A 12,319-nucleotide genomic window follows, 5' to 3' on the forward strand; every position below is an offset into this window, starting at 1 on the left:
CATCCATTCTGTCGATTTTGCCGCGGCCGGCCCAACGATTAGCGATCATGACAAAGCGGAGGGGCGCGACGATGATTTCGAGTATTTCCAGCGCGCTGATCGTCGGCGGTGGCGTTGGCGGCATGGCGGCAGCGATCAGCCTCGCCGAACGCGGCGTGGCGGTCGAGCTGATCGATCTCGACCCTGAGTGGCGAGTCTATGGCGCGGGGATCACGATCACCGGGCCGACGCTGCGCGCGTACAAGCATCTCGGCATGGTGCGCGACATCGCCGAACAGGGCGCGATCACCAATGGTTCGAGCATCTTCCACTTTACGGGCAAGCATCTCCACGACCTCGATGAGCCGGCGCTCGAGGAAGGGCTCCCGGCAACCGGAGGCATCATGCGTCCGGTCCTGCACCATATCATGCAGGGGCGGGTCCGCGCGCTCGAGGTCCCGGTGCGGCTCGGTGTGACCGTGGACGCGCTGGCCAATGACGGCGGCGGCGTGAAGGTGGTGTTTTCGGACAGCAGCACCGGCCGCTATGATCTCGTCATCGGGGCTGACAGCGTGCATTCGCGCGTGCGCTCGCTCGCCTTCCCGCACATGGGCGAGCCCGAGCGGACCGGGCAGGGGTGCTGGCGCATCTCGATCAGTCGCCCCCCCGGCCTCGAACGCGGCGAATTCTATTTCGGGCATCAATATCCGGTCGGCATCACCCCCTGCGGTGAGGATGCGGTGTATATGTGGATGCTGACTCCACATGTGCGGCGCGAGCGCCATTTCGACGACGCCGAACTCTACGACCAGCTCAAGGCGAATCTCGCCGGGTTCGGCGGCAGCGCAGGCTGGATCCGCGACAACATGACCCGCGATGACTGGATCAACTACCGGCCGCTGTCGGCCAGGCTGCAGCCCGGGCCGTGGTCGAACGGCCGCATCGTCCTGCTGGGCGATGCCGTCCATGCGACGACACCGCATCTGGCGTCGGGCGCGGGCATGGCGGTCGAAAGCGCGATCGTGCTGGCCGAGGAACTCGACCGCGACGTGCCGGCAGAGTCGGCGCTCGCTGCCTATGAGGCGAGGCGCTTCGATCGCTGCAAGGATATCGTCGACACCAGCATTTCCGTCGGCCGCCTCCAGCTTGAAGGCGGCAGCCCGGACGCGATCGGCGCCCGGATCGGGGCCGCGCTGCACCGGCTCGCCGCACCATTCTAAGCAAGGTCAGCCATGTTCGAGCCGCAAATCTATATCTATATATATGATATATATTGAAAATGACCTGACGCCGGTTTAGCGTCCCGCTCGATACCGAACGGGAGAGGTGGAATGGTCGATCGCCGAACGATGATGAAGGGCGCCGGCGTCGCCCTCGGCATGGCGGTCAGCGCAGCTATGCGCGGATCAGGGGCGCCAACGACCGCATCGACACGATGCAGCCCGACCTCGCTTATGCGGACGGGCGCTCCATTCGGTGGACGGGCATAGCGGCAACGGCGCGTTGCTCGCCGCCGAACTCGTGCTGACGGCGCAGGCGCGCGCCGTCAGCGCGCATCGGTCCCAAAGGCCTAGCCGAGCGCCTTGATGAAGGCAGCAGCGCGCGTGCCGACTTCGGCGGCAGTGAAGCCGGGCTTGTAGAGCGCCGAGCCGAGGCCGAAACCTGCCGCACCTGCGTCGCGCCAAGGCTGCATATTGTCGGGTGCGATCCCGCCGACCGGCAGGATGCGAAGCACCTTGGGCAGCACGGCGCGCATTGCCTTGAGCACGGTGGGCGAAGCAGCCTCGGCGGGGAACAGCTTGAGCGCGGTGGCGCCGGCATCGAGCGCGGCAAAGGCCTCGGTCGGTGTGGCGATGCCGGGCAACGAGACGAGGCCGCGCGCTGCCGACGCGGCGATCACCCCGGGATTGGCGTTGGGCGAGATGATGAGGGTGCCGCCAGCCGCGGCGACGGCAGCGACATCGGCTTCGCTCAGCACCGTCCCCGCGCCGACCATCGCGCGCCCGGCTGCCGCTTGGGCGAGCCGCGCGATGCTCTCGAGCGGATCGGGCGAGTTGAGCGGAACCTCGATCAGCGTGAAGCCGGCGCCGATCAGCGCCTCGCCGACCGGCACCGCCTCGTCCGGCGTCAGTCCGCGCAGGATCGCGATCAGCGGGCAGCGGGCAAAGGCGGCGTCGAATTCAGCGAGATGGGTCATGACTGGCTCTCGATGGCGATGATGCCGGCGACGAACGCGGCGTGGCTGTCGATCAGTTCGGCCTCGCGGCCGTTGGCGCGGATTGCGGCGGCGTAGAGCTTGCCGAGTTCGGGTCCCGACAGGATGTGGACGGTGTCATGTAGCGAAGCTTCGAGCCGTGCGGCGACGTCGCTGCCGATCAGCAGCCCGCTGGCATAGGATGCGGCGTCCGCATCGTCGCGTGTGCCCAGCATCTTCGCGGCGCGGATTCCGAACAGCGAAGCGCCGAAATCGCGCTGCTTCGCTTCCTCGACGCCCGCCAGAAATGCGGCATTAGCGCTGACCTCGCCGTGAAGCTGGGCCGCGAGCAGGCCGTGATTTCGCAACAGCGCGAACAGCTCGCCGGTCATCGCGGTGGTGAAGCCGGCGATGCAGCCCGCCGCCATCTCCGCCCATTTGCAATGCGTGCCGGGCTGGGCGAGCAGCGCGTCGCCAGGTACCAGCCCGGCCGCCACCGCGCCGAGCAGTTGCACTTCCTCACCGCGCATCACGTCGGGCCGGCCGCCGGCGAGCGTCGAGACGCCGGGGACGATCGCGGTTTTCGCGTCGATGCGCAGCAGGTTGGCGGCCAGCTCGCCGGCCCCGGCGGGAGCGGCGACATAGGGCGCCAGCCGCCAGCCGATGTTCGATCCGACCATGCCGGCGAGCAGCATGGGGAGGTCGCCGAACCGTGCCCGGATTTCGGTCACCGCTGCGTCGAAATCCCGCACGGCGGTGACGCCGAGATCGTCGCGTTCGGTGCGCGTGACCTCGCCGTTTTGGATTAGATAGACCCGGCGGTTGGTGGTCCCCCAATCAACCGCCAGGAACGGCTCACCCATGCTCACCACCAGGTTGCATAGAGCGCGATCAGGATCAGGATAACGCCGACACCGGCGATGTTGAAGCTGCCCGACGTGCGGAAGCTGACACCCTCCATCGTCACGCGGTTGGCGTCGCCGCGGCCCTTGAACGCGAGGCTCAATCCCACCGCGAGCGCGAGACTGGCAAGGAAGACGATGCCCATCCGATCCATGAACGGAATTTCCGGCATCCACATCTTGAACCCATAAGAAAGCGCCACCGAAGTGATCGCCGCGGCAATGGCGCCGGCTTCGCTGGCCTTCTTCCAGAACAGGCCGAGCAGAAAGATCACCGTGATGCCCGGCGTGAAGAAGCCGGAGAATTCCTGGATGAACTGGAACGCCTGATCCGAATTGCCGAGCAATGGCCGTGCGGTGAGCAGGGCGATCACCACGGCCAGCGCGGCGACGAGGCGGCCGACCAACACCAGATGCTTTTCGTGGCCGACCGTGCCGCCCGGCGCGTCGGGGTCACCGGTTACGGTCCGCGCGCTCATCCCGCGCGCCTTGGCGTAGAGATCGAGCGTGAAGATGGTGGCGATCGAGTTGATCTTGCTCGCCGTCGACGCGATGATCGCGGCGATCAGCGCCGCGAAGACGAGGCCGAGCAGGCCCGGCGGCAGCAGTTTCATCATCGTCGGATAGGCTTCGTCGGGTTTGGCGAGCTCCGGCGCCAGCACCACCGCCGCGATGCCCGGCAGCACGATGATCACCGGCATCAGCAGCTTGAGATAGGCCGCGAACACCACACCCTTCTGCGCCTCGCCGAGGTTCTTCGCGGCGAGCGCGCGCTGGATGATATACTGGTTGAACCCCCAATAAGAGAGGTTGGCGATCCACATGCCGCCGACCAGCACCGAAATGCCGGGGAGGTCCTTGTAGAAGGGATGGTCGCTGGCGAGGATCATGTCGAAATGGCCGGGCACGCGCTCGCTCAGCACGCCGAATCCGGCCAGCACGCCCTGCCCGCCGCCGATTTGGTTGAGCGTCAGATAGGAAATCACAAGCCCGCCGAGCACGAGCAGCGTGACCTGCACGATGTCGGTCAGCGCCACCGCTTTGAGGCCGCCATAGAGCTGATAGAGCAGGGCGAAGGCCCCGAGCGCGATCAGCGCTGCATCCTGGTTGATCCCGGCCACCTTGTTCACCGCGATCGAGCCCAGCCAGATGATCGAGGTGAGGTTCACGAACACGTAGAGCGCGAGCCAGAACACTGCCATCAGCACCGGCAGCACGCGGCCGTACCGCTGCTCCAGGAACTGCGGCATGGTGTAGATCTCGTTCTTGAGAAAGATCGGCAGGAAGTATTTGCCGACGATCAGCAGCGTGAGCGCCGCCATCCATTCATAGGACGCGATGGCGAGGCCGAGCGCATAGCCCGAGCCCGACATGCCCACGATCTGTTCGGCCGAGATATTGGCTGCGATCAGCGACGCGCCGATCGCCCACCACGGCAGCGACTTGGACGCCAGGAAATAGTCGGACGTGTCCTTGGCATGGCCCGCTTTCTCGCGGCTCACCCATTGCGCGAGGCCGAAGATGCCGATGGCGTAGACGATCACGACGATCAGATCGATTTGCGACAAACTCGTCATCGCTGTTCCCCTCCTTACGACGCCGTGCGCCTTGCCATTGGCTAATTATCATATAAATTGGGTCTGTCTAGCAAAGCGTGGCGCATTCGCTAAAGAATGTGGTCGGCAAGAGCAGGGAAGGCGAGGATTTGGCGAGCGTACTGACGACCTTGGCTGATGGGGTACGGCCGGAGCTGGGCCGCAACCTCACATATGGCCTGCTCGACAATCTGGGGCGGGCGATCGTGACCGGCCGGTTCGAGCGCGAAAGCTTCCCGACCGAGGCGGAACTGGCCAAGCAGCATGGGGTCAGCCGTTCGGTCACGCGTGAGGCGGTGAAGATGCTGACCGCCAAGGGTCTGCTCAGCGCGCGGCCGCGGCAGGGGACAGTGGTTCAGCCGACCACCTCGTGGAACCTGTTCGACACCGATGTGTTGCGCTGGCTGCTCGAACGGCAGTTTTCGGTCGAGCTGCTGAAACAGTTCAACCAGCTGCGCGTCGCGATCGAACCCGAGGCGGCGGCGCTGGCGGCGCAGTTTGCGGGTGAGGACGATCTGCAGCGGATCGATCAGGGCCTCGGACGGATGGAGGCCGCCGACCGCGGTCTCGACGACACGCTGGAATCGGACATCGCGTTCCACGTCGCCATCCTGCGCGCGTCGCGCAATCCCTTCTACGCGCAGTTCCGCGACGTCGTCGGCACCGCGCTGCGCACCTCGATCCGCTTCACCAACCGGATCAAGGGGCGGACCGCCAGCGTCGCCGATCACGCCGCGGTGCGCGACGCGATCATGGCGCGCGACCCTGACGGCGCCCGCAATGCGATGCGCTCGCTGATCGGCGATGTGCTCGACCTGATCGAGGAAAAGGGCGACACGGCGGTCTGACCGGAAGCGGCCGTCGGGGCTGACATAGCGCAGCGTGACCGAAGCGGCCGGGCCGTCCTTCACCGACACGATCTCCCACAGCACCTTGTCGAAGCCGGTGGTGCCGCCGTGCAGCGCGTTCTTTCCGTTGTTGATCGGCGTCTGATAGGTCTTGCCGTCCAGCGTGAAGCGGCCGCCCGCGAGACGGTTGGCGAAGCGGCCGACGGTGGTGCCGAAATATTGCGGCTTTTCCAGATAGTCGCGGATATTGTCGTAACCGAGCGCGACGTCGGCGCGCTTGCCGGTGCGATCGGGCATCACCACCGACTGCAGCGTCGCGCCCCAGGCGATGACGGTGGCGGTGACGCCGCGCCCGTTGGCAAGCGTGACCGCACCGACATTGCGGCCATCCTGCAGCTTGCCGAAGACCGACCTTTTGGCGGTCGCCGCCTCGGCGCTTCCCGCCGCGATGCAGGCCGCCGCAGCCGCCGTCAAAAACAGTGCCTTGTTGCTCGCCATCGAACGCTCTCCTCTATCCGCCATATTTTCCGGTGCCCGGCCACGGCAACCGGGATCGATTTCGAACAGGGCGCCGCCGTGCGGCTCGTCCACGCCTTCGCCCGCCGAAGTGACGAACATGCGGTCGAGACCGGGGCCGGCGAAGGTACAGCTGGTGATCTGGCTGGCGGGCAACGCGATCGAACGGTCGCGGATACCCTCCGGCGTGAATCGCGTGACGCAGCCCGCGCCCCAGCAGGCGACCCACAGCCCGCCCTGCGCGTCGAAGGTCATGCCGTCGGGATTGCCCCAATCGGCCTCGAACATGATGAATGGCTGGCGCTGGCCGAGGCTGCCGTCGTCATTGACGTCGAAGCGGAAGATCGTCGCAAGCGCCGTATCGGTGTGCAGCAGGAAGCGGGCTTGCGGGTCGATCGCGGGGCCGTTGGCGATCGTATAGGGGCCATCGGCATGGACGATCAGCCCATCGGGGTCGATGCGAAAGAAGGCGCCGCTTGGCCGGTCGCAGCTTGCCGGCATCGTCCCTGCCCAGATGCGGCCGAGCGAGTCGGCCTTGGCGTCGTTGAGGCGGTTGCCGGCGATGCCGCGATCGACCGATCCGATCGGCGCGCGGCGGTTCGCGGGCAGGTCCAGCCGAACGATGTCGAGCCCGATCCCGGCGACGAAGCCGCCACGCTCGCGTTCGATGATCCACGCGGCATAGTCGGGCTGTTCGAAGCTTTCGACCTGGCTGTCCGCCAGCGACAGGCGGTTGATGCGGTGATCGAGAATGTCGACCCAATAGAGCGCATCGTCGCGCGCCGACCAGAGCGGACCTTCGCCCAGCCGGTCGCCGCGCTCGCGCTCGATCACGCGCACGTCAGCCATCAATGGCTGTCCCGCGGCAGCCCCTGAGTCTGGGCGATGCGCTGATATTTGACGGCCAGCTCGATCACCGCGCCGCCATCGAACTGGCCGGTGATGGTGCGGTGGATTTCCTGCCACGGCGTCTGCGAGGCCGGGACATAATCGGGCGAGCCGGCCAGCTCAGCGCGCCGCCGTGCCAGCTCAGCCTCATCGACCAGCATGTCGGCGCTGCGCCGGGCGAGATCGATGCGGATGCGGTCGCCGGTGCGGACCAGCGAAAGCCCGCCGCCGACCGCGGCCTCGGGCGCCGCGTTGAGGATCGACGGGCTGCCGCTGGTGCCGGACTGGCGGCCGTCGCCAAGGCAGGGCAGCGCGTTGACGCCGGCCTGGATCAGCGCGACGGGCGGGCGCATGTTGACGACTTCGGCACCGCCCGGATAGCCGATCGGGCCGGTGCCGCGCATGATCAGGATCGAGTGTTCGTCAGCGCCGAGCGCGGGATCGTCGATGCGCGCATGATAATCCTCGGGGCCGTCGAAGACGATCGCATTGCCCTCGAACGCATCGGGGTCTGCCGGATTGCTGAGATAGCGGTCGCGGAATTCGGGCGAGATCACGCTGAGCTTCATCACGGCATTGTCGAACAGATTGCCCGACAGGACGGTGAGGCCGGCGGACGGCTTGAGCGGATCGGCCAGCGGGCGGATCACATCGGCATCCTGCGTCGCCGCGCCGCCGACATTCTCGGTGACGGTCTTGCCGTTCGCACCCGTCACCGTGCCGTCGAGCAGGCCTGCGTCGAGCAATTGCCCCATCACCGCCGGCACGCCGCCGGCGCGGTAGAAGTCCTCGCCGAGATAAGTCCCGGCCGGCTGGAGATTGACGATCAGCGGCACCCCGGCGCCGTGCGATTCCCAATCCTGAAGGGTCAGTTCGACACCGATGTGACGCGCGATCGCGTTGAGGTGGATCGGCGCGTTGGTCGATCCGCCGATGGCCGAATTGACGCGGATCGCATTGAGGAACGCCGCGCGCGTCATGATGTCCGACGGCTTGCGGTCGGTCTGGACCATCTCGACGATCTGGAGCCCCGTGCGATAGGCATTTTCCTGGCGGTCGCGATAGGGCGCGGGGATCGCTGCCGACCCCGGCAACGACATGCCGAGCGCCTCGCACAGCGAGTTCATCGTCGTCGCCGTGCCCATCGTGTTGCACCAGCCGGTCGAGGGTGCCGACGATGCAACCAATTCGATGAAGCCCTTGTAATCGATCTCGCCGGCGGCGAGCATCTCGCGTGCCTTCCACACGATCGTGCCAGAGCCTGTGCGCTCGCCCTTGAACCAGCCGTTGAGCATCGGGCCGACCGACAGCGCGATCGCGGGGATGTTCACGGTCGCGGCCGCCATCAGGCAGGCTGGCGTGGTCTTGTCGCAGCCGATCGTCAGCACCACGCCGTCCATGGGATAGCCGTAAAGCGACTCGACCAGGCTCAGATAGGAGAGGTTACGGTCGAGGCCCGCGGTCGGGCGCTTGCCCGTCTCCTGAATCGGGTGCACCGGAAATTCGATCGCGATGCCGCCTGCGTCGCGAATGCCATCGCGCACGCGCTTGGCGAGCTCGATATGATGCCGGTTGCAGGGAACGAGGTCGCTGCCGGTCTGGGCGATGCCGATGATCGGGCGGCCCGATTGCAGTTCTTCCAGGCTGATCCCGTAGTTGAGATAGCGTTCGACATAGAGCGCGGTCATGTCGGGCTTGTCGGGGTCGTCGAACCACGCGCGCGAACGCAACTCCCGTGGCCCATTGCTTCCCTGCCCCAAAATCACTTCCTCTCCGCTCGCCGAGTCCCCTTGCGGACTCGCACCTTATGCCCTCACAGCATGCATTGATAATATGTTTGGCGGCGGATAGGAAGCATATATATCGTATAAAAGAGCGAATGGATGAACAGCATGAAACTCGGCCTCGTCGGCATCGGCAAAATCGCGCGCGATCAGCATGTCCCGGCATTGGCCCGGAGCATTGATTTCGACCTGTGCGCCGCGGCCAGCCGTCACAATCGGCTCGAGGGTGTCGACCATTATCCGAATGTCGAGGAGATGCTCGCCGCGCGGCCCGAACTGGACGCGGTGTCATTGTGCACGCCGCCCGACGGGCGATACGAGCAAGCGGCGGCAGTGCTCCGCGCGGGCAAGCATCTGATGCTCGAAAAGCCGCCAGCTGCAACGGTGTCGGAGATCGAGGCGCTCGCGCTGATGGCTGCGGCGAGCGGGGTGACGCTGTGCGCGACTTGGCATTCGCGCGAAGCCGCCGAGGTCGATGCGGCGCGTGACTGGCTGGCCGGCAAGCGGATCGCCGCGGTGCGCATCCGCTGGAAGGAAGACATTCGCCAATGGCATCCGGGGCAGGACTGGATCCTCGCCGCGGGCGGCTTCGGTGTGTTCGATCCCGGCATCAACGCGCTGTCGATCGCCACGCAAATCCTGCCCGATCCGCTGGTAGTGACCGGCGCGGTCCTGTCCGTCCCGACCAACCGCGTCAGCCCGATCGCCGCGTCGATCGCGTTGCGCACCGGCGACGCGCCGGTCGCCGCCGAGTTCGATTTCCTCCAGACCGGACAGCAGAGTTGGGATATCGAGGTCGATACCGATGCGGGCGTGTTGCGCCTGCGTGATGGCGGCAGCCGGCTCGAGCTGCCCGACGCGGCCCCGCTCGCCGGGCCGAATGAGGAATATGCGCGGCTCTACCGCCGCTTTGCCGAACTGGTACGAGCGGGGGAAAGCGACGTCGATCTGCGGCCGCTGCAGCTCGTCGCCGACGCGTTTCTGGTGGGCGAGCGCAGGGTCGTCGAGCCGTTCGACTTCTGACCGTGCCTCAACCGCGGATGATGCAGCGAAAGCCGATATGGCTGGTCGGGCTGTCGACCGCCTGGGGGTGGCGCGCGGCGGGCCGGTAGCGCTGGCAGTAATTGGGGGCGCAGAGATGCGATCCGCCCTTGATCACCTTGCGGCCGGTGCGCTGCGTGTCCGCGGGATGACCGCCGGCGCCCATGCGGTGGCGGCGCGCTCAGACGGTGGTGCGCGCCACCACGCGCTTGCGCTGGGCGGCGAAATCGGCGCGGGCCTTTTCGATCATGTCCAGCTCGGTCGCGGCGAGCAGGTCGTCCGTCACCCGGCGCAAATGCGTGCGCATCGCCTCGCGAGCGCGCTGCGGATCGCGCGCGGCCAGCGCATCGACGATCGCCTGATGCTCGTCGACGCGAGGGGTGACGCCCTCGCGCCGCGCCTGCGCGAACATATGCGCGCAGAGCGGCGATTGCTCGCGGATGGTCCACAGCCGTTCGACCACCGACGCGACCACGCTGTTGCCGGTGGCCTCGGCGATGGCGAGGTGGAAGCGCTTGTCGGCCTCGAACGCGTTGGCCACGCTGCAGGGCCGCGCCATCTGGCGCAGCAATTGTCGCAGCTCACCCAGTTGCGCGTCGTCGATCGATGCTGCAGCCAGCGCGGCGGCTTCGCTCTCGAACATCGCCCGGGCCTCGATCAGCTCGAACGCGCCGACGTCGAGCTCGGCCTGAGGGTTGGCCGGGTCCGGCGAGGCGGCGCGGACATAGATGCCCGAACCCTTGCGGGCGCCGACCAGTCCGCGAATGTCGAGCGCGATCATCGCTTCGCGGATCGTTGGCCGGCTGACGCTGAATTCGTCGGCCAGGTCGCGCTCGGCCGGCAGCCTGCTGCCGAGCGCATATTGCCCGGCGTCGATCCGCGCCGCGATGGTGTCGGCGATCCGCTGATACAGCTTCTGACTTCCGGTCATGCCGTTTCCTACCGAGTGAGCGATGCGGCGTCGAGAGCAGCCGCCGATCCGCGGATTATTGGCAATGCCAAATTCGGCACGTTTTGATTTTTGGTCAGGACAAAATGCAATGAAGCGATGGGTACAGCGCAAATCAAGGATCATGCAGTGATTAAACATTTGCGCTGTGGATCATCGGGCTCGTGACGCTCGGCACGATCCTCAACTATCTCGCCCGCTCGACGCTCTCGGTCGGCGCGCCGATGCTGAAAAGCGAGTTCGCGATATCGACTGAGCAATATAGCTGGTTCGTGCTGGCCTTTCAGGCGAGCTACACGGCGATAGGCCGGGCTGGCGGCTCACCAGTTCCACATCGTCCCGTCTTCGAGCCGCGCGACCGGCAGATAGGCGGGCTTGTAGGGATATTTGGCGGCCAGTTGTTCGTCTATATCGACGCCATGGCCGGGCGTCTCGCCGGCGAACAGATAGCCGTCCTCGAACCGGTAGTCGTGCGGGAAGACCGCGTCGGTCTCCTCGCTGTGGCGCATATATTCCTGGATGCCGAAATTGGGCACCCAGGTGTCGAAGTGCAGCGCCGTGCCCATCGTCACCGGTGACAGATCGGTCGCGCCATGGCAGCCGGTGCGGATCTGATAGAGGCTTGCGAGGTCGGCGATGCGCTTGAGGTGGGTGACCCCGCCCGCGCCGACGATCGTCGAGCGGATATAGTCGATCAGCTGGTTCTGGATCAGGTCCTTGGCGTCCCAGATCGTGTTGAAGATCTCGCCCACCGCCAGCGGCGTGACGGTGTGCTGGCGGATCAGCTTGAACGCTTCCTGATTCTCCGCAGGCGTCACGTCCTCCAGCCAGAACAGCTGATACGGCTCGAGCATCTTGCCGAGATTTGCGGCCTCCTGCGGCGTGTAGCGATGGTGCCCGTCGTGCAGCAGGTGATGGTCGAAGCCATAAGTGTCGCGCAGCTTCTCGAACAGCTTGGGCACATAGTTCAGCGCCTTGCGCGTGTCCCACCCGGTGACCGAGGGCAGCGCGGCATCGGCGGGTTCATAGTAAAGCTTGCCGCGGCCGACCCCATACGCATCCTTGATCCCCGGCACGCCGGTCTGCGCGCGGATCGCCTTGTAACCCATGTCGATATAGTGGCCGACCGCATCGACCGTCTCGCCAATATCGCTGCCATTGGCATGGCCATAGACCATCACGCCGTCGCGGCTGCGGCCGCCGAGCAGTTGATAGAGCGGCATGCCCGCCATCTTGGCCTTGATGTCCCACAGTGCGACGTCGACCGCGGCGATCGCCCGCATCGTCACCGGACCCCGCCGCCAATAGGCGCCGCGGTAGAGATACTGCCAGATATCCTCGATCCGCCGCGGGTCCATGCCGATCAGGCACGGCGCGACATGGTCCGCGAGATACGACACGATCGACAGTTCGCGGCCGTTCAGCGTTGCATCGCCGATGCCGTAAACGCCCTGATCGGTCTCGATCTTCAGCGTGACGAAATTGCGCCCGGGACACGTCACGATGACGCGGGCGGCGGTGATCTTCATGGCACTTCCTTTGTCGCTTGGCACCGTCGTAGCGATTGCCTGACCAATATCAACCAAAATGGTAAGGCCAATTTATCCGACTTATTCGGAGCGA

At 66.0% G+C, this 12,319-nt stretch carries 9 protein-coding genes and 2 pseudogenes; 3 read left to right on the forward strand and 8 right to left on the reverse strand.

The window, feature by feature from the left end; all coding sequences use genetic code 11:
• The first annotated feature begins 47 nt into the window (after positions 1–47).
• Positions 48–1,199 carry an FAD-dependent monooxygenase gene (locus tag M9978_RS05700; protein ID WP_254292019.1) on the forward strand — a complete coding sequence of 384 codons (1,152 nt, stop codon included), beginning with the start codon at positions 48–50 and terminating at the stop codon, positions 1,197–1,199.
• Between the two features lie 350 nt (positions 1,200–1,549).
• Here M9978_RS05700 and M9978_RS05705 read toward each other — a convergent pair whose 3' ends face one another.
• The 3 genes from M9978_RS05705 to M9978_RS05715 are packed head-to-tail and all read right to left on the reverse strand — an operon-like array spanning position 1,550 to position 4,652.
• Positions 1,550–2,176: a 2-dehydro-3-deoxy-6-phosphogalactonate aldolase gene (locus M9978_RS05705; RefSeq protein WP_254292020.1), complete on the reverse strand. Its 627-nt coding sequence runs from the start codon at positions 2,174–2,176 to the stop codon at positions 1,550–1,552.
• Positions 2,173–3,036, reverse strand: coding sequence for a 2-dehydro-3-deoxygalactonokinase (locus M9978_RS05710; protein WP_254292021.1), 864 nt, complete (start codon positions 3,034–3,036; stop codon positions 2,173–2,175). The genes M9978_RS05705 and M9978_RS05710 overlap by 4 nt, the downstream gene beginning before the upstream one ends.
• 2 nt (positions 3,037–3,038) lie before the next feature.
• A complete protein-coding gene (locus M9978_RS05715; protein WP_254292023.1) occupies positions 3,039–4,652 on the reverse strand; it encodes a sodium/sugar symporter in 1,614 nt (537 codons plus the stop codon).
• Positions 4,653–4,792: 140 nt separating this feature from the next.
• On the opposite strand from M9978_RS05715, the gene M9978_RS05720 reads away from it, so the two are divergent.
• Complete coding sequence (locus M9978_RS05720; RefSeq protein ID WP_436977166.1) at positions 4,793–5,518, forward strand: FadR/GntR family transcriptional regulator; 726 nt, start codon at positions 4,793–4,795, stop codon at positions 5,516–5,518.
• A gap of 18 nt (positions 5,519–5,536) precedes the next feature.
• Here the strand turns inward: M9978_RS05720 and M9978_RS05725 are convergent.
• A pseudogene (locus M9978_RS05725) lies at positions 5,537–6,883 on the reverse strand (SMP-30/gluconolactonase/LRE family protein); the annotation flags it as partial.
• The gene (locus tag M9978_RS05730; RefSeq protein WP_254292169.1) at positions 6,883–8,610 is read right to left on the reverse strand and encodes an IlvD/Edd family dehydratase; all 1,728 of its coding nucleotides are present in this window, start codon (positions 8,608–8,610) and stop codon (positions 6,883–6,885) included. The gene M9978_RS05730 and the pseudogene M9978_RS05725, both read right to left, overlap by 1 nt.
• A 195-nt stretch (positions 8,611–8,805) precedes the next feature.
• Between M9978_RS05730 and M9978_RS05735 the strand changes: the two genes are divergently transcribed.
• On the forward strand, positions 8,806–9,729 hold the full coding sequence (locus M9978_RS05735; protein ID WP_254292024.1) for a Gfo/Idh/MocA family protein: 924 nt from the start codon (positions 8,806–8,808) through the stop codon (positions 9,727–9,729).
• Between the two features lie 7 nt (positions 9,730–9,736).
• On the opposite strand, the pseudogene M9978_RS05740 reads toward M9978_RS05735, so the two are convergent.
• From M9978_RS05740 to manD, 3 genes and pseudogenes are all read right to left on the reverse strand, one after another.
• Positions 9,737–9,880: pseudogene (locus M9978_RS05740) on the reverse strand (SUMF1/EgtB/PvdO family nonheme iron enzyme); the annotation flags it as partial.
• 48 nt (positions 9,881–9,928) lie between these two features.
• Complete coding sequence (locus M9978_RS05745; protein ID WP_254292026.1) at positions 9,929–10,678, reverse strand: FadR/GntR family transcriptional regulator; 750 nt, start codon at positions 10,676–10,678, stop codon at positions 9,929–9,931.
• Positions 10,679–11,016: 338 nt separating this feature from the next.
• The gene (manD, locus tag M9978_RS05755; RefSeq protein WP_254292028.1) at positions 11,017–12,225 is read right to left on the reverse strand and encodes a D-mannonate dehydratase ManD; all 1,209 of its coding nucleotides are present in this window, start codon (positions 12,223–12,225) and stop codon (positions 11,017–11,019) included.
• Between the last annotated feature and the right edge of the window lie 94 nt (positions 12,226–12,319).

The organism is Sphingomonas tagetis, assembly GCF_024211275.1.
In the GTDB taxonomy this organism is placed as follows: Bacteria; Pseudomonadota; Alphaproteobacteria; order Sphingomonadales; family Sphingomonadaceae; genus Sphingomonas; species Sphingomonas tagetis.